This window comes from Photorhabdus caribbeanensis (assembly GCF_018448885.1).
Lineage (GTDB): Bacteria > Pseudomonadota > Gammaproteobacteria > Enterobacterales > Enterobacteriaceae > Photorhabdus > Photorhabdus caribbeanensis.
The window spans coordinates 55,405-73,779 of the sequence record NZ_RCWB01000022.1 but is presented as its reverse complement, the minus strand read 5'-3'; the positions used below and the strand labels follow the sequence as shown (position 1 = coordinate 73,779).

The following is an 18,375-nucleotide window of genomic DNA, read 5'->3' as shown; positions in this document are numbered from 1 at the left end:
TTAACGGATAATGCCGCGGGTAGAATTTGCCAAAAAATCACTGAAAATCTTTACATGCTGATTATTTTCAGCCAGCTCAGCAATTTCTTGTTGTGCTTCTTCTAACGTTTTTCCGTTACGATACAAAATCTTGTACGCATTTCTAATTGCATGCAATGACTCTTTATCAAAACCACGGCGTTTTAGACCTTCGACATTAGTACCAAAAGGTGTTGCATGATTCCCCTGAGCAATAACATATGGCGGAATATCCTGCACCACACCAGAACATCCTCCCACCATAGCATGAGAGCCTATCTGACAGAACTGATGAATCGCACTCATACCACCAATGATGACATAATCACCCAGGATAACATGCCCTCCCAAAGTACCATTATTAGCAATGACACAACGATCACCGAGAATACAGTCATGAGCGATATGGGCATTAATCATCAACAAATTATCATTGCCGATTTTCGTTACACCGCCACCCTGCTCGGTACCACGATGAATGGTGACACTTTCGCGGATACGGTTACGATCACCAATTTCAACTCGGGTTGGTTCACCGTGATATTTCAGGTCCTGATTCATTTCGCCAATAGAAGCAAATTGAAAAATCTGGTTATCACGACCGATTTTGGTTATTCCATTGACAACAACATGAGATTTCAGCTCTGTACCTTCGCCAATTTCAACCTGAGAACCAATACAACAAAACGGTCCAATACGAACATTAGCACCGATAACCGCACCATCTTCCACAATAGCGCTAGGATGTATATAAGCGGTTTCATCAATCATAGACTAGACCTCACGACGGCGAGCACACATCATTTCTGCTTCGCAAGCTACTTCTCCATCGACTTTCGCTACGCCTCTACAACGCGCAACCCCTCGACGCTCCTTAATAAATTCTACTTCTAATATCATTTGATCCCCAGGCACTACCGGACGTTTAAAACGGGCACCATCGATAGCGGCAAAATAATAGAGCTCATTTGGCTCTAGTTTACCCACACTCTTAAATGCCAGAATTCCGGTAGCCTGTGCCATAGCTTCAAGGATCAGAACGCCAGGGAAAATAGGTTTGCCGGGAAAATGTCCCTGAAAGAAGGGTTCGTTAAAAGATACATTTTTTACTGCACGTAAGAATTTACCTTCCTCAAAATCAAGAACGCGATCCACCAATAAAAACGGATAACGATGTGGAAGTAGATCTAAAATTTCTTCAATGTGCAGAGTATGATTATCACTCATCTAAATACTCTTCCTGTCAAAAAGGACTAATTGTATTAACGACACGGCCCGCTTAAACCCCAAATCCAGAGTTCCCAGGCAGGCCGCAAAATAAGACACAACCAAAAATAAAAATATAGTGCAATTAAATCTAGTACAATTAAATATAGTGCAATTACTCGTTTTCGCCTTCCAGTTTACTCTCCATTGACTTAAGACGTTTATTCATTTCATTGATATTCATGACTAAAGCTGCCGTCTTACGCCAAACTTTATTTGGTTGTGCCGGAATGCCAGAGGAGTATACACCAGGTTCAGTGATAGGACGCATCACCATACTCATTCCCGTGACTGTCACCTTATCACAGATTTCCATATGTCCATTAATTACACTGGCGCCGCCAATCATACAGTAACAACCAATTTTCAGACTACCGGCCATGATCACACCGCCAGCAACTGCCGTATTGTCACCAATGATAACATTATGAGCAATCTGACACTGGTTATCGATAATGACACCATTGCCAATAATAGTATTATCCAAAGCTCCTCGATCGATCGTCGTACAAGCGCCAATCTCAACCCGATCACCAATAATGACTGAACCTAATTGAGGGATTTTAACCCACTTGCCACGATCATTCGCATAGCCAAAACCATCAGACCCAATCACCGCTCCTGATTGGATCAAACACTGTTCACCTATTTCAACATTATGATAAACAGAGACATTCGCCCAAAGACGACTTCCCGCTCCAATACGCGTATTTTTACCAATAAAACAGCCTGCACCGATAACAACATTGTCACCAAGAACAACGCCAGATTCGATAACAGCATTGGCTCCGACAGCAACGTTTTTACCCAAAGTTGCCTGAGGCGAAATCACCGCAGAAGAGTGAATATCCTGTGCGGGAACTGGTGTTGTATCCATAATCTGAGCCATATAGGCATATGCCAGATAAGGATTGGCGACAACCAACGCCGGAATATTGCAATAAGGAAGATCTGACGCCTGAAGAACGACAGCGGCTGCCTGACATTCACCTAAACGTTCACGGTAACGACTGTCAGACAAAAAAGTGATCTGTTCGCTATTGGCGGAATGCATTGGTGCAATACTGGTGATAACGATATCGCCATCACCATGTAATTGTGCATTCAACTGCTGTGCTAAATCAGCCAATCGAATTGAAGACATCTATTATTTAACCTGTTTCAACACACTTGCAGTAATATTTTTGCCAGATACTGAATAAGCAACAGCATTCGCATCAATAACGACATCATAGCCTTCTTTGCCAGCAACTACTTTGATTGCGTCCTGAATACGACTTAAAATTTTGTTGCGTTCTTCCATCTCGCGACGACGGTGATCTTGTTCAAAAGCTTGGGCTTTTTTGGCAAATTCTTCACGCTTAGCCATCACATCTTTTTCCAGCTTAGTGCGCTCACTGGATTTCATAGTGGAGCCATCACGCTGTAATTTCTGGATCTTGGATTGCAAGTCAGCTTCCATCCGTTGCAATTCAGATGCGCGGTTTTTAAACTCATTTTCCAACTGCTTCGCAACAGCTTCGCGGGCTGGTAGCTGCTGGAAAATCTCACCAACATTTACAACGGCAATTTTGTCCGCTGCCTGAACGCCAACAGAGAAAGCTAATGCAATACCAAAGCTTGCTGCACACAACCATTTTTTCACTATAAACTCCTTAAACCACGCTATCTGTAACCTATTGGAAAACTTAGTCAATGCTCTGAAACCTACGATTTCAGAGCTTACTCTATCAATAATAAGATAAAAACGCATTATCACCAGGTTTTGCCAATATTAAATTGGAATTGCTCTGATCTATCACCTTCGTAGTCTTTGATCGGCTTAGCATAAGAGAACACCAGCGGACCTAAAGGAGACATCCATTGCAATGCAATACCCGCCGAAACGCGGATATTACCTGGTTTGCTGTAATCAGGTATACCTTTGCTCTTCATCGCAGCAGAATCATTCCAATAGGTATCCCAAACCGTACCTGAATCAATAAAGAATGAAGTTCGGACAGAATTCGAATACTTACTATCAAGGAATGGCGTCGGAGTAATCAACTCAAGGCTGGCTACCGCCATTGCGTTACCCCCCACGGCATCACGAGATGGGCTATCTTTCTTAGGCGACCCGTCCTTATTCAGGTAAATAGCCTTAGGACCGATATTGTTAGAACGGAAACCACGAACCGTACTAGAACCACCTGCATAAAAGTTTTCATAGAATGGTAACTCTTTACCGCCTAATCCATCCCCATAACCTAAACGACCACGCCCCAAAATCACCCAAGTATGATCGTCATTAATCGGATAATACGCAGAAGTATCAAGAGTCACTTTATAGAATTCGTTATCCGAACCAGGAATAGTCACTTTACCATTCAGAGTCGATTTCACACCGGATGTTGGGAAGAAACCACGGTCAAGGTTGTTATATGTCCAACCTACATTCAAAGCAAAGTCATCCGCTTTGAACTCAGCTTTACTTTCGTAATCTGGTTTCTCACCCATAGCCTTTAGATAGCGCCACATTGCTGTTTGAGGAAGCATATCAGACAGCGAGTTATGAACATAATTTAACCCAAAACGCAAAGCGTTATTTTCATTAACCGGGAAACCGAGGAAACCATCGATGCCATAACTTTGGTTAGTATAACCGGACAATTCAGCATCATCGGCTCTGAAATCGTTGTAGAATATCCGGCCTCCAAGGCTCACACCATTAACTGTGAAGTATGGATCGGTGAAGGAGAGCTCTGCATAGGTTGAATAATCGTTCTTACTAGCATTAATCCCCACAGCATTACCTGTACCTAACCAGTTATCTTGCTGAGCACCAATCTGGAAACTAACGCCGCTTTCTGTACCAAAACCAACACCAAAGTTCAAAGAACCGGTATTACGTTCTTTCACTTTATAAACAACATCTACCTGATCAGGGCTGCCTGGTACACGCTGAGTTTCAACATCTACCGTTTCGAAATACCCCAAACGGTTAAGACGCTCTTTACCCAGTTCAACCAGATCACTCCCTAACCATGCTCTTTCCATCTGACGCATTTCACGACGCAGAACGGAATCTTTAGTGGTGTCATTACCAGAGAAACGAATTTTACGAACATAGAAACGGTTACCCGCATCAATATTGACATGCAGTTTTACTGTTTTATCCTGATCATTGATTTCAGGTTGCGTCATCACTCGTGGGTAAGCATAACCATAGCGACCAAGCAAGTTCTTGATATCATTTTCCATTTTAGTCACCTGAGTCCCGTTATACAGAGATCCAGGCTCAATAGCAGCCAGCTTAGTAATTTCTGACTGATAACCCGCCATATTACCGTTCAGGTCAATACCTGATATTTTGTATTGATCCCCCTCAGTCATATTTATCGTGACATAAATACCTTTTTTATCTGGCGTCAAACTGACCTGGGTCGAATCAATGTTGAAACGGGCATAACCGCGATCAAGGTAAAAACTGCGCAATGCTTCAAGGTCGCCAGTCAGTTTTTGTTTCTGATATTTTTGATCGGCAGTCAGATTCCACCACGGCACATCATCCCTAAGTTGGAAACGATTCAATAACTCATCAGAAGAAAATGATTTATTACCGACAATGTTAATTTGCTGGATTTTTGCCGAAACACCTTCAGCAAAAACCAGTTTCAAATCAACACGGTTACGTGGAAGTGGCGTAACAACCGCTTTTACACTAGCGTTGTATTTACCTACACTGTAATAGAAATCTTCCAACCCTCTTTCGATATTGGACAGCATCGTGCGGTCAAGGGCTTCTCCGACTCGAACATGAGATGCCTCAAGGTTTTGTTTCAACATGTCATCTTTCACCGATTTATTGCCGGAGAAAGTGATGCTGGCAATAGTCGGCCGTTCTTTTACCTGAACAATAAGTGTATTGCCATCACGCAGGACACGAACGTCTTCAAAGTTACCAGTAGCAAATAGTGCATGAATGGTACGACCGATATCTTCATCGCTGACCGTATCACCTACGCGAACTGGCATATTCAATAATGCTGCACCTACGGCGACGCGTTGAAGACCTTCAAAGTGAATGTCCTGAACTACGAATCCGTCTGCACCGTATGCAGTGGCGCTGCCGAACAGCAGCGACGCTATGAGTAACTTTTTCATCGCCATCGTTGTAATGCGTCTTCCTAACCAGTCTTCCGCTTTAAAAACGGGAGAAATCATTGAAAAGTGCAAGCCCCATCAATAACACCAGTATCATGGCACCGATGCGATAGCTGAAGTCTTGTACACGCTCGGAAACCGGCCCACCCTTTATCTTTTCGATAAACAAGAAGAGCAGATGTCCACCATCTAACACAGGTAATGGGATTAGGTTAATAATCCCAAGATTGACGCTTATCAGCGCCAAAAACATCAAATAATACACCAAGCCGGAATCAGCCGACACCCCCGCCCCTTTGGCAATAGAGATAGGCCCACTCAGGTTGTTAATTTTCACATCACCAACGATCAGCTTACCAATCATACTGACAGTTAATCGCATCAGTTGCCAAGTCTTATCTCCAGCCTGATACATGGCGGAGAAAGGCCCATATTGCTGAACGATTCTATATTCATCGGCTAATGGCACTACTCGCAGTTCCACACCGGCAAAACCAACTTTCCTGCCACCGGATTGTTGTCTTACTTCCGGCGTCATAGAGAGAGGAACAATTTGACCAGCCCGATCCACGGAAAGTTCCAACGGGGCATTCGGATTATTACTGACAAAGGATGTAAAAGTATGCCAAGTATCTATTTCCTGATCACCGACTTTAACTATCCTGTCCCCCTTTTGCAAACCCGCTTTTTCCGCTGCGGAGCCAGGGATAACTTTTTCCACCAGAGAATCCAAATGAGGGCCGACAGGCATAATCCCCAGAGACAACACAGGGTCCTGCTTATCTGGATCAAAGTTCCATTGCCGCAAATCCAGAGTTTTCTCTACCGGATATGATGAACCTGGAGAGACAACCTGAACAGTCATGTTATCGTCGCCTATCTTACCCACCAGAGCAAAACGAACTGAATTCCAATCAGGCGTTTCGATACCATCTACGGATTTTAGTTCCATTCCTGATGAAATATTTGCCTGCGCAGCGATAGAATCTGGTTTGATATCCGCAACAACAGGACGTATTGCCGGCACACCAATAATAAACACTAACCAATAAACCACAGCCGCCAATAAAAAGTTAGCAATTGGCCCGGCACTGACAACCGCAGCACGCTGACCAAGTGTTTTATTATTGAATGCCATATGACGGTGTTCAGGAGAAACAGGTGAAACACGCTCATCAAGCATTTTCACATATCCCCCCAGTGGAATAAGGGCTATGACATATTCCGTTCCCCGACGATCCACACGCCGCCATAGCGCTTTACCAAAACCAATGGAGAAACGTTCAACGTGAATACCACACTTTCTGGCTACCCAAAAATGACCGAACTCATGCACAGTGATCAATATGCCTAGCGCAATAATAAAAGCCGCCAGATTCCAGAGAATTCCCATCATATTTTTTTAAACGCCGTCAAACAGAGAGATCAAAACACCAGCAATATCATGCCGGCAAAGACAGGGATCGCAGCAGTCAGACTATCAATACGATCCATAACACCGCCATGCCCCGGAATTAGCTGGCTACTATCCTTAATACCTGATTCACGTTTGAACATACTCTCAGTTAAATCACCAAATACAGAAGCGATAACAACAATAGCAGAACACAACATAAGTTTTTCAGGCATTGCAGGTACTGGAGCATATTTCCCAAACAACCATGAAATAATGGCCGCTGTCATTAACCCTCCGATTAATCCTTCCAGCGTTTTTCCTGGAGAAACTTTCGGCGCCATTTTACGTTTACCTAAAGTACGTCCGAAGAGATAAGCACCGGAATCCGCCCCCCATACCAGCAACATGACATACAGTAACCACCATGCGCCATAATATGAATTATCACTATACCCCTGAGTCCGTAAGACCATCATTCCACAGTAAAACGGCACTAATGTCAGGATACCAAACAAAAGGCGCAATAGAATGGATTTCTTCCAAATTACAGCGGAAGAAGGATAGGTGACAACCAGAAGCGTCGCAACAATCCACCAAATCATCCCTCCCCATAGAGCAAAAGTGATTTGCGGCTGTCCAATCAAGTCAGTGAAATCCGGCAGAGTATACTGTAAGGCTAATAAACCAATAGCAAACAGAGCCGCTAGAATAGCCCGTTTCGTTTGGCTAAATAAGCCAGCGAATTGCCCCCATTCCCATGCTGCCAGAGCTGAAACAGCGATAATAACCAGCCCAAACGCCACTGGCGGCAGCAAAAACAGAGCGGCAATCACAAGAGGGATTAATATCACAGCCGTTATAAGGCGGTACTTCAGCAAGAGTTCCTCCTATGATCCCATATCGGCATCGTCTGGTATTGTTCCGCCAAACCGGCGTTCTCTTTTAGCAAAGGCATTAATTGCACCTTCAAAAACGGTTTCATCAAAATCAGGCCAAAGTATATCGGTAAAATAGAATTCTGCATAAGCTATCTGCCATAACAGAAAATTACTGATACGATGCTCACCTCCGGTTCTGATGACTAAATCAACCTGAGGCTGCTGGCTTAGATTCATATAATTATTAACTAATTCTTCAGTAATATCCTGTGGTTCGAGGGCATTATCTTTAATCTGCCGAGCAATTTTCTGAACACTTTGAACAATATCCCAACGACCACCATAATTTGCAGCAATATTAAGTTGCAGCCCCGTATTATTAGCAGTCAACTTAACTGAGCGACGGATGCGATCCTGTAAACGCTCACTGAACCGGCTGATATCACCAATAACAGATAATCTAATATTATGCTTATGTAAGCTTTTGACTTCGCTATCTAGTGCAAAAATAAATAATTCCATTAAAGAACTGACTTCTTGCTCCGGCCGATTCCAGTTTTCACTACTGAAAGCGTATAGCGTCAATGACTCTATTTTATGTTTAGCCGAGAAACTCACCGCACTCCGTACCGCTTTAATCCCCGCACGATGACCAAAAGCTCTTAATTTCCCTCGTTTCTTTGCCCAACGGCCGTTACCATCCATAATAATAGCAACGTGTTTAGGTAATAATGACGATAAATCGCTTTGATGATGATTGCTGGATAATATCACTCAATTAATCCTTTACTGGTCAGGGTAATTCTCTTACAAATTCAGGCATCCAAACATAAAAAAGCCGTGTCTGGTATCCACGGCCCGGGTAAAAGCCTAATTATCTGGAAGAGAACTTCCAAAATCTGGACCGTTAATTATATCAACCAACAGTTATACGCAAACTATACCATCAGGTAAAAATGCGGACAAATACCCATTTGCCAATCCAAGACTATCTGATAAATGAACGAATAGTCTTCATAGCCAAATCTCTTGCGAGATTATCAATCTGTAAGACTTCCTCAATGCTCTGAGGTTCCGGCAAATTTAGTTTTTCTACAACCTGCCGGTTTATAATTGCAATATCTGTGAAAGAGATTCCATTTTGTAAAAAAACCTTAACGATCTCTTCATTCGCTGCATTTAAGGCTGTCGTTGCAGCCTGACCTGCGTGACAAGCTTCAATAGCCAGTTTCAAGCACGGATACCGTTCATAATCTGGTTTCGAGAACGTCAGTGTACCCAAAGAATAAAAATCAAGAGGTTCAACACCAGAAGCAATACGATTTGGATACGCCATTGCATAGGCAATTGGTGTACACATATCCGGCGTTCCTAATTGAGCAATAACGCTGCCATCCTGATAACGAACCATAGAGTGAATAACCGATTGAGGATGAATTACCACTTCCATTTCCGCCGCAGATGCATTGAACAGGCAACACGCCTCAATATATTCCAACCCCTTATTCATCATTGTCGCAGAATCTACCGAAATTTTACGCCCCATCGACCAATTCGGATGAGCACAAGCCTGGTCCGGTGTAACAAAAACCAATTGATCCAAAGGAGTATGACGAAAAGGCCCGCCAGATCCTGTCAGAATGATATTAGCAATTCCATGCTGTTTTAGATCTTCGCGCCCAAGGTTTCGCTGTATGATTTCAGGTAAGCTCTGGAAAATGGCATTATGTTCACTGTCAATGGGTAATAATTGAGCATTATGTTTCGCCACCGCATCCATAAAGAACCGGCCGCTGGTAATTAGCGACTCTTTATTAGCAAGTAAAATCTGTTTACCCGCTCGGATAGCAGCCAACGTTGGCAATAAACCAGCAACACCAACAATCCCAGACATCACCTGATCAACATCATTCAAAGCAGCTAAATCACACGCAGCCTGTTCCCCGAAAAATACCTCAGTTTTACAACCTTGTTCAATGAGCAACTGACGCAACTCTTTTGCGGAAACTTCGTCCGCCATCGCAGCATATTGAGGCCGAAATTCCAGACATTGTTCAGCCATAACCTGGATATTTTTTCCAGCGGCAAGCGCTGTTACTTTAAATTTATCAGGATTATTGCGAACTACAGTAAGTGTACTTTTGCCTACCGAACCTGTGGAACCAAGAATGGTCAACCTTTTCATACTGATGCTCTGAATTGTTTTATTTGGTGTGTATTGATACTTGTCTGATTTGCCTGGCTATGAACGCTCATGACTTCAGAGAAATGCCGAATAAAAAAATAGCGCCGCACGATAGCAGCGCTGATGTATCGCATGAAAGAGATTAGAACTCCATCAGTTCTTCTTCTTTCTTCGTCAAAGCTTCATCAACTTTTTTGATGAAATTATCCGTCAGCTTTTGAATATCATCCTGCGCACGACGCTCATCATCTTCACTGATCTCTTTGTCTTTCAACAGCGCTTTGATTTTGTCGTTAGCATCACGACGAATATTACGCACAGAGACACGCCCCTGCTCAGCTTCGCCACGAACCAGCTTAATCAAATCTTTACGGCGCTCTTCTGTCAATGGAGGCAAAGGAACACGGATTGTTGTCCCCGCAGAAGATGGATTCAGCCCTAAATCAGAAGCCATGATTGCCTTTTCAATCGCCGGCGTTATAGTACGATCAAATACCGTGATAGCCAGGGTACGTGCATCCTCAGCGACAACGTTAGCAAGCTGACGCAAAGGCGTTGGCGCACCATAATACTCAACAGTGATACCATCCAGCAGACTAGGAGAAGCTCGGCCAGTACGAATCTTGCTAATTTGGTTTTTAAGTGCTTCGACGCTCTTTTCCATACGGTCTTGTGCGTCTTTTTTGATTTCATTAATCACGTTACAAACCCTTGGGAACTGGTTGTTTTCAAGCCATAAGTCATTATGGCCATGATTTGTTAAATTTGGCGTATCAGGCGACTCATCATACCGCCAAACATCTCTGGTGTCTTTGAACATTACTCATGAGAAATCAGGGTACCTTCATTTTCCCCCATCACCACACGACGTAACGCCCCCGGCTTATTCATGTTAAATACGCGAATGGGTAAGCTATGATCACGAGCCAGAGTGAATGCCGCCAAATCCATAACTTTCAATTCACGCTCTAATACCTGCTGATAAGAGAGCTTATCGAACAATACCGCTTCTGAATCTTTAGCCGGATCAGCCGAGTAAACACCATCTACTTTAGTTGCTTTTAGCACAACATCTGCTTCAATCTCAATACCACGCAAACACGCTGCCGAATCTGTAGTAAAGAACGGATTGCCGGTACCCGCAGAGAAAATAACAACACGACCATGACGTAACAAACTAATCGCTTCTGCCCAACTATAGTTATCGCAAACGCCATTTAAAGGAATTGCAGACATTAGACGGGCGTTCACATAGGCGCGGTGTAATGCATCCCGCATTGCCAGACCATTCATTACTGTTGCCAACATGCCCATGTGGTCGCCGACTACACGGTTCATTCCTGCTTCTGCCAAGCCAGCACCACGAAACAGATTACCACCGCCAATGACGACACCGACCTGTACGCCTAACTCAACCAGTTCTTTGATCTCCTGAGCCATGCGATCTAAAACGCTGGCATCTATACCAAAACCTTCTGCACCTTGCAGGGCTTCGCCACTGAGTTTAAGCAGGATACGCTGATATACGGGTTTTGCATTGGTTGCCATGATGTTCTGTCCTAAGCAGAAAAGTATATTGGGGATTTACATACATCCGGGTCATTCTGACCAGATGCTAAAACTCAACGCCTACTGGAAGCAGGCAGTTTAGACTAGATAAAACAGAACCGCCATTTGGCGGCCCTGTTTGTAAAAATTAAGACTATTTACTCATTGCAGCAACTTCTGCTGCGAAATCAGTCTCAACTTTTTCAATACCTTCACCCACTTCATAACGGATGAAGCTGGTCACTTTAGCGTTGTTTTCTTTCAACAGATCGCCAACTGTTTTGCTCGGATCCATCACGAAATTCTGACCTGTCAGAGAGATTTCGCCGGTGAATTTATTCATACGGCCAGAAACCATTTTCTCTGCGATTTCACGTGGCTTACCAGACTGCATTGCGATATCCAGTTGGATTTGGTGCTCACGCTCAACCACATCAGCAGGTACATCGCTTGGGTTAACATATTCTGGCTTGCTTGCAGCGATGTGCATAGCCACATGCTTAATCAGCTCTTCATTAGCGCCTTCAGCCGCAACCAGAACACCGATACGCGCACCATGCAGATAAGTACCCAGTTGTTCGCCTTCTAATACAGAAACGCGACGAATATTGATGTTTTCACCGATTTTAGCAACCAGTGCAGTACGCTGTTCTTCGAACTTAGCTTTCAGCGTTTCAATATCAGAGGTTTTATCAGCCAATACTGCCGCCATAACTTCTTTACCGAAAGCCATGAAGCCAGCATCTTTAGCAACGAAGTCAGTTTCACAGTTCAGCTCAACCAAAGCGCCGAATTTGCCATCAGCAGCCACTTCCGCCAGGATGATACCTTCAGCAGCAACACGGCCAGCCTTCTTGGCCGCTTTCGCTTGACCTGATTTACGCATGTTGTCAATCGCTAACTCGATATCACCATTAGCTTCAACCAGCGCTTTTTTACATTCCATCATACCTGCGCCAGTACGCTCACGCAGTTCTTTTACCAAAGCAGCGGTAATTCCAGACATTTGTTTTATTCCTCGATGTATCCCGCAGGAAGAGAGTATTCCGCATGGATAGTTCTTATATTAGATACGTAAAAGGGGGCCATAACAGGCCCCCTAACCAATATATTTCAATACCTGGTTAATAAGGGCTCAATAATGAGCTTGCCTTATTATTCAGCTTCTACAAAGCTTTCTTCTGCCTGAACAGCCAGATCTTGAGAACGACCTTCACGAACAGCAGTAGCAACAGCACTTAGATACAGTTTTACTGCACGGATTGCGTCATCGTTACCAGGGATGATGAAATCAACGCCATCTGGATCAGAGTTAGTATCAACAACCGCAAATACTGGGATACCCAGGTTGTTTGCTTCTTTGATAGCAATGTGTTCATGTTCAGCATCGATAACAAACAGAGCGTCAGGTAAGCCGCCCATATCTTTGATACCGCCCAGACTATTTTCTAACTTACCAAGTTCACGAGAACGAATTAACGCTTCTTTCTTGGTCAGTTTGTCAAAAGTACCGTCCTGAGACTGTGCTTCTAAATCTTTCAAACGTTTGATGGACTGACGAACGGTTTTCCAGTTAGTCAACATACCACCTAACCAACGGTGATTAACGAAGTATTGATCACAGCTCTGAGCTGCTTCTTTAACCGCTTCGCTCGCAGCACGCTTAGTACCAACAAACAGAATCTTGCCTTTGCGTGAAGCAATTTTGTTCAGTTCAGCTAACGCGTCATTGAACATTGGAACAGTTTTTTCCAGGTTGATGATATGCACTTTGTTACGAGCACCAAAGATGAATGGTTTCATTTTTGGGTTCCAGTAACGAGTCTGGTGACCGAAGTGAACGCCCGCTTGCAGCATATCGCGCATGGAAACAGTTGCCATTGTAAACCTCTGTAAAATATTAAGTTGGGGTTATGCCTCCACGAGCCCCATAACACCGACTCCTTAGCTGCATGTTCTGCATGAGAGCACCCCGGTGTATGTGCCGACTCGTGTGTGTTATTACACAGTGAGTATATTTAACGTCACTCCATTTTGCCTCAGTAGCAAATAATACAGAGAACGCCGGCGCGCTTTATATCATAAACCCACCTAAGACACCAACTTTTGTTGCCATTTTCTGATAGCTCAATGTGAAAAGAAAGGCAGGGTGACGAAAGGTATTCTTGATAGGCAAAAAGGTAGCGAGGGAAATAGGGCCGCCAACTGTTATTGGCAGATATTCTGTAGGCTGATACCATTAGTTCAATAATTTTTTCCTTGTTGAAAAACATACAGCCAGCAGATTCGCTGGCCTTGAATGGACAAGTTTCATGGCAATCTCAATTAAAACCTCTGAAGATATTGAAAAAATGCGCGTCGCCGGTCGATTGGCGGCAGAAGTGTTGGAAATTATTGAACCTTACGTCAAACCCGGTGTAACAACAGGTGAATTAGATCGTATCTGTCACGATCACATTACCCATAAACAACAGGCTGTCTCTGCCTGCCTTGGTTATCATGGCTTCCCAAAATCCGTTTGTATTTCTGTTAATGACGTAGTGTGTCATGGTATCCCTAGTGATGATAAGGCATTGAAAGATGGCGATATTGTTAATATCGATGTGACTGTCATTAAAGAGGGCTTCCACGGTGACACATCAAAAATGTTCATTGTTGGTAAACCAACCATTCAGGGTGAGCGCCTATGCCGCATCACTCAGGAAAGCCTCTATCTGGCCTTGAAAATGGTGAAACCCGGTATTCGCCTGCGCACCCTTGGTAGAGCCATCCAACAATTTGTTGAAGCTAACGATTTTTCTGTGGTCCGAGAATATTGCGGTCATGGCATCGGCGAAGGCTTCCATGAGGAACCACAAGTACTGCACTATGATGCCGATGATGGTGGTGTTGTTCTGCAAAAAGGTATGGCTTTCACTATTGAACCAATGGTTAACACCGGTGACTACCGCATCCGTACCATGAAAGATGGCTGGACAGTCAAAACGAAGGACCGCAGCCTGTCTGCGCAGTATGAACATACCATTGTTGTTACTAATAACGGCTGTGAAATCATGACATTGCGTAAAGAAGAAGAACCAACCCTTTCCGCAGTCTTGGTAAATGAATAACTAAAACAGCAAACTACGAAGCCTTGCTGAAATCATGCAAGGCATCTCCCTTCTCTGCAATATCCCCTTGTTTAGCACCCTACTTTCTCAGTAATCTGGCCATTATGATTCGCCTTTCTCATAGGTTTATACTTATGCCAGCAGATATCTCCACAATTCAAGCCCCTATCCCGCCGCTGTCTCCCTCTGATTTTTCTAGTGAAGAGCTGCGCTACCCCGTGCTGAAACAGCACCTCGAAGAATTTCAGCTTTGGCTGGAACATGCATTTAAAGCGGGTATTTCCGCAGAAGCCTTGATCTCTGCACGCAGTGATTACATAGACCAGTTATTACAACAGCTATGGTATGCCTACGGATTTGATAAAATTTCATCACTTTCATTGATTGCCGTCGGTGGGTATGGTCGACGGGAACTGCATCCACTATCTGATATTGACGTGCTGATACTCAGCGAACAACCGCTCACTCCGCCTCAAGCTCAGAATGTTGGACAATTTATCACTTTATTATGGGATATCCGACTGGAAGTCGGCCACAGTGTTCGCACACTTGAAGAGTGCTTACTGGAAGGACTGTCAGATCTAACTATTGCGACGAATTTAATCGAATCGCGGTTAATTTGTGGCGATCCAGCGATTTTTCTTCGGTTACAGCAACATACCTTCAATGATGGTTTTTGGCCTTCTACTGACTTCTTTAATGCCAAAATTGTCGAACAACATGAACGCCATCAGCGCTATCACAGTACAAGCTATAATCTGGAACCTGATATCAAAAGCAGCCCCGGAGGGTTGCGAGACATTCATACCCTACTGTGGGTTGCCCGTCGCCATTTTGGTGCAACCTCCATAGATGAAATGGTCGACTTTGGTTTCCTAACAGCAGAAGAGCGTAATGAATTAAATGAATGCCAAAGTTTCCTTTGGCGGATCCGCTTTGCCCTTCACCTGATAGTCAATCGTTATGATAACCGTCTGTTATTTGATCGCCAGTTCAGTATTGCTCAATTATTAGGTTATCAAGGGGAGCGTAATCAACCGGTAGAACGAATGATGAAAGATTTCTACCGAATGACGCGCCGTGTTAGCGAACTCAACAATATGCTACTGCAACTGTTTGATGAAGCTATTCTGGCACTGGAAACCAATGAAAAATCTCGTCCTCTGGATAGTGAATTCCAACTACGGGGGCAACTGATTGATCTCATCGATGAAAATCTATTTATCAAAGAACCCGCAGCTATTATGCGGATGTTTCATCGCATGGCAGAGTATGAGGAAGTTCAAGGCATTTATTCTACTACGTTGCGCCACCTCCGTTATGCACGGCGCAACCTGTCTCAGCCGTTGTGTGAATTACCTGAAGCTCGCCAAATCTTTATGGATATCCTACGTCACCCTAGAGCGGTTGAAAGCGCATTTGTGCCTATGCATCGTCACAGTGTTCTTGGCGCTTATACGCCGCTTTGGGGCAATATCGTCGGTCAGATGCAGTTTGATCTGTTTCACGCCTATACCGTCGATGAACATACCATCCGCGTACTGAGAAAACTGGAAAGTTTCGCCAATGAGAACAATCGTCCAGCCCATCCACTTTGTGTTGAGCTATACCCTCGTCTGCCTCAACCTGAGCTGCTACGTCTTGCTGCACTATTCCATGATATCGCCAAAGGGCGTACTGGCGACCATTCTGAACTTGGCGCTGACGATGCGCTAGCGTTTTCACTGCAACATGGACTTAACTCACGAGAAGCTGATTTAGTAGCCTGGCTGGTTCGTCATCATCTGTTAATGTCAGTTACAGCTCAACGACGAGATATTCAGGACCCAGAAATCATCAAGCAATTTGCCCATCAAATCCTCAATGAAACCCGGTTACGCTATCTGATCTGCCTGACAGTCGCTGATATCTGCGCAACCAATATCAACCTATGGAATAGTTGGAAACAGAGCTTGTTACGGGAACTCTATTTCTCTACAGAGAACCAATTACGCCAGGGAAATACGCCAGATTTTCGGGAACGCATCCGTCACAACCGTTTTCAGGCGCTTGCTCTGTTGCGCCAGGATAATATTAACGAACAGAAACTTCATCAGCTCTGGAGTCGTTGTCATGCAGATTATTTCGTTCGCCATACACCAAAACAACTTGCCTGGCACGCCCGTCATCTAGTGCAACATGATTCTCAAGAGTCACTGATACTGATAAGCACCAAGCCAACCCGCGGCGGTACAGAAATTTTTATCTGGAGCTTAGATCGTCCTTCCCTGTTTGCGGCAGTTGTCGGCGAACTGGATAGACGTAACCTGAGTGTCCATAATGCTCAAATATTTACCAATCGTGATGGTATGACAATGGACACTTTCGTGGTACTGGAACCCAATGGTCATCCTTTAGCATTGGATCGCCACGAAATAATACGTAACGCACTTTTACAAGTCGTTCTGGACCCTCATACCAAGACACCGAAAACACGAAAATTACCCACCAAACTGCGCCACTTCAACGTACCAACAAAAGTGACCTTCTTACCTACCCATAACGAGCGACGCACCTATATGGAACTATTTGCCTTGGATCAACCGGGGTTACTGGCAAGAGTCGGTAATATTTTCGCCGAAATGGGGGTTTCACTACATGGTGCGCATATCACCACGATCGGTGAACGTGTTGAAGACTTTTTTGTTCTGGCCGATAAGGATCACAAAGCATTAAATAAAAAAGTCAGAGAAGAATTATCAGAAAGGTTGACAGCAACCCTAAATCCAAAGGATAAAATATAACTCAATATAAGCCCATGATTCGGACGATAACCAAGGAACCGATGCAATGCAGCAATTACAATCCATTATTGAAAATGCTTTTGAAAACCGCGCAACGCTTACTCCAACAACAGTCAACCATGAAACACGTGATGCTGTTACTCAAGTCATCAATCTGCTGGATAGTGGAAAACTGCGTGTTGCAGAGAAAATTGACGGTCAGTGGGTCACTCATCAATGGCTGAAAATGGCTGTACTGCTCTCTTTCCGTATTAATGAAAATCAGATTATCGATGGCACAGAAAGCCGTTATTTCGATAAAGTTCCGATGAAATTCTCTGACTATGATCAGGCAAGATTTGAAAAAGAGGGCTTTCGTGTCGTGCCTCCTGCGGCAGCGCGTCAAGGGGCTTATATTGCCCGTAACTGCGTACTGATGCCTTCCTATGTCAACATCGGCGCTTATGTTGATGAAGGAACAATGGTAGATACTTGGGCAACAGTCGGCTCCTGTGCCCAAATTGGTAAAAATGTCCATTTATCCGGTGGTGTCGGCATCGGCGGCGTATTGGAACCATTGCAAGCTAATCCAACCATCATTGAAGACAACTGCTTTATTGGCGCTCGTTCTGAAATTGTAGAAGGTGTGATTGTCGAAGAAGGTTCAGTGATTTCAATGGGTGTCTATATCGGTCAAAGCACCAAAATCTATGATCGTGAAACAGGCGAAATCCATTATGGTCGCGTCCCTACGGGTTCTGTTGTTGTCTCTGGCAACCTCCCATCAAAAGATGGTAGTTACAGCCTGTATTGTGCTGTCATTGTCAAAAAAGTGGATGCCAAAACACGAGGAAAAGTGGGCATTAATGAACTACTTAGATCGATAGATTAAACTTTAAAATAGCGGATAATAAATAAATCCGCTATTTTTTTGCTTTTTATCATCATTACCGACCTCAGTCAGTGTTATTAATATAGGGAGTTTGAATGCGGACAACGCGCACAACCCGAAACGTACACAGAGTACGTAAGGCGCTTGGCGACAATCCGAATTCAAAATGACACATAA

Annotated in this window: 16 protein-coding genes; 3 read left to right on the top strand and 13 right to left on the bottom strand. The window is 44.0% G+C overall.

All coding sequences use genetic code 11. From position 1 onward, the window contains the following. The 13 genes from lpxA to rpsB all read right to left on the bottom strand — a co-directional run bounded on the left by lpxA (position 1) and on the right by rpsB (position 13,315). Complete coding sequence (gene lpxA / locus EAE90_RS15210) at positions 1-789, bottom strand: acyl-ACP--UDP-N-acetylglucosamine O-acyltransferase (protein WP_214054168.1); 789 nt, start codon at positions 787-789, stop codon at positions 1-3. Positions 790-792: 3 nt separating this feature from the next. After that, a complete protein-coding gene (gene fabZ, locus EAE90_RS15205) occupies positions 793-1,245 on the bottom strand; it encodes a 3-hydroxyacyl-ACP dehydratase FabZ (RefSeq protein ID WP_036781244.1) in 453 nt (150 codons plus the stop codon). 154 nt (positions 1,246-1,399) lie between these two features. Continuing rightward, on the bottom strand, positions 1,400-2,428 hold the full coding sequence (gene lpxD / locus EAE90_RS15200) for a UDP-3-O-(3-hydroxymyristoyl)glucosamine N-acyltransferase (protein WP_214054167.1): 1,029 nt from the start codon (positions 2,426-2,428) through the stop codon (positions 1,400-1,402). Positions 2,429-2,431: 3 nt separating this feature from the next. Continuing rightward, positions 2,432-2,929 (bottom strand): molecular chaperone Skp, encoded by a 498-nt coding sequence (gene skp / locus EAE90_RS15195; protein ID WP_214054166.1) that lies wholly within the window; start codon positions 2,927-2,929, stop codon positions 2,432-2,434. Between the two features lie 110 nt (positions 2,930-3,039). Next, positions 3,040-5,433, bottom strand: a complete 2,394-nt coding sequence (gene bamA, locus EAE90_RS15190) for an outer membrane protein assembly factor BamA (RefSeq protein WP_214054184.1) — start codon at positions 5,431-5,433, stop codon at positions 3,040-3,042. A 34-nt stretch (positions 5,434-5,467) separates the two neighbouring features. Further along, complete coding sequence (gene rseP, locus EAE90_RS15185; protein WP_214054165.1) at positions 5,468-6,823, bottom strand: sigma E protease regulator RseP; 1,356 nt, start codon at positions 6,821-6,823, stop codon at positions 5,468-5,470. Between the two features lie 29 nt (positions 6,824-6,852). After that, positions 6,853-7,701 (bottom strand): phosphatidate cytidylyltransferase, encoded by an 849-nt coding sequence (gene cdsA, locus EAE90_RS15180; protein WP_214054164.1) that lies wholly within the window; start codon positions 7,699-7,701, stop codon positions 6,853-6,855. Positions 7,702-7,710: 9 nt separating this feature from the next. Then, on the bottom strand, positions 7,711-8,406 hold the full coding sequence (gene ispU, locus EAE90_RS15175) for a (2E,6E)-farnesyl-diphosphate-specific ditrans,polycis-undecaprenyl-diphosphate synthase (protein ID WP_246550811.1): 696 nt from the start codon (positions 8,404-8,406) through the stop codon (positions 7,711-7,713). Positions 8,407-8,689: 283 nt separating this feature from the next. Beyond that, positions 8,690-9,886, bottom strand: a complete 1,197-nt coding sequence (gene ispC, locus EAE90_RS15170; RefSeq protein ID WP_214054163.1) for a 1-deoxy-D-xylulose-5-phosphate reductoisomerase — start codon at positions 9,884-9,886, stop codon at positions 8,690-8,692. Between the two features lie 142 nt (positions 9,887-10,028). Next, positions 10,029-10,586: a ribosome recycling factor gene (gene frr / locus EAE90_RS15165; RefSeq protein ID WP_214054162.1), complete on the bottom strand. Its 558-nt coding sequence runs from the start codon at positions 10,584-10,586 to the stop codon at positions 10,029-10,031. Positions 10,587-10,705: 119 nt separating this feature from the next. Next, complete coding sequence (pyrH, locus tag EAE90_RS15160; RefSeq protein WP_036781253.1) at positions 10,706-11,434, bottom strand: UMP kinase; 729 nt, start codon at positions 11,432-11,434, stop codon at positions 10,706-10,708. 154 nt (positions 11,435-11,588) lie between these two features. Further along, the gene (tsf, locus tag EAE90_RS15155) at positions 11,589-12,440 is read right to left on the bottom strand and encodes a translation elongation factor Ts (protein ID WP_214054161.1); all 852 of its coding nucleotides are present in this window, start codon (positions 12,438-12,440) and stop codon (positions 11,589-11,591) included. A gap of 149 nt (positions 12,441-12,589) precedes the next feature. Then, entirely contained in the window at positions 12,590-13,315 is a 726-nt protein-coding gene (gene rpsB, locus EAE90_RS15150; protein ID WP_214054160.1) for a 30S ribosomal protein S2, read from the bottom strand. A gap of 431 nt (positions 13,316-13,746) precedes the next feature. Between rpsB and map the strand changes: the two genes are divergently transcribed. The 3 genes from map to dapD all read left to right on the top strand — a co-directional run bounded on the left by map (position 13,747) and on the right by dapD (position 18,198). Then, complete coding sequence (map, locus tag EAE90_RS15145) at positions 13,747-14,544, top strand: type I methionyl aminopeptidase (protein WP_214054159.1); 798 nt, start codon at positions 13,747-13,749, stop codon at positions 14,542-14,544. Between the two features lie 134 nt (positions 14,545-14,678). Next, positions 14,679-17,327, top strand: coding sequence for a bifunctional uridylyltransferase/uridylyl-removing protein GlnD (gene glnD, locus EAE90_RS15140; RefSeq protein WP_214054158.1), 2,649 nt, complete (start codon positions 14,679-14,681; stop codon positions 17,325-17,327). Between the two features lie 46 nt (positions 17,328-17,373). Continuing rightward, positions 17,374-18,198 (top strand): 2,3,4,5-tetrahydropyridine-2,6-dicarboxylate N-succinyltransferase, encoded by an 825-nt coding sequence (dapD, locus tag EAE90_RS15135; RefSeq protein ID WP_214054157.1) that lies wholly within the window; start codon positions 17,374-17,376, stop codon positions 18,196-18,198. The last annotated feature ends 177 nt before the right edge of the window (positions 18,199-18,375 follow it).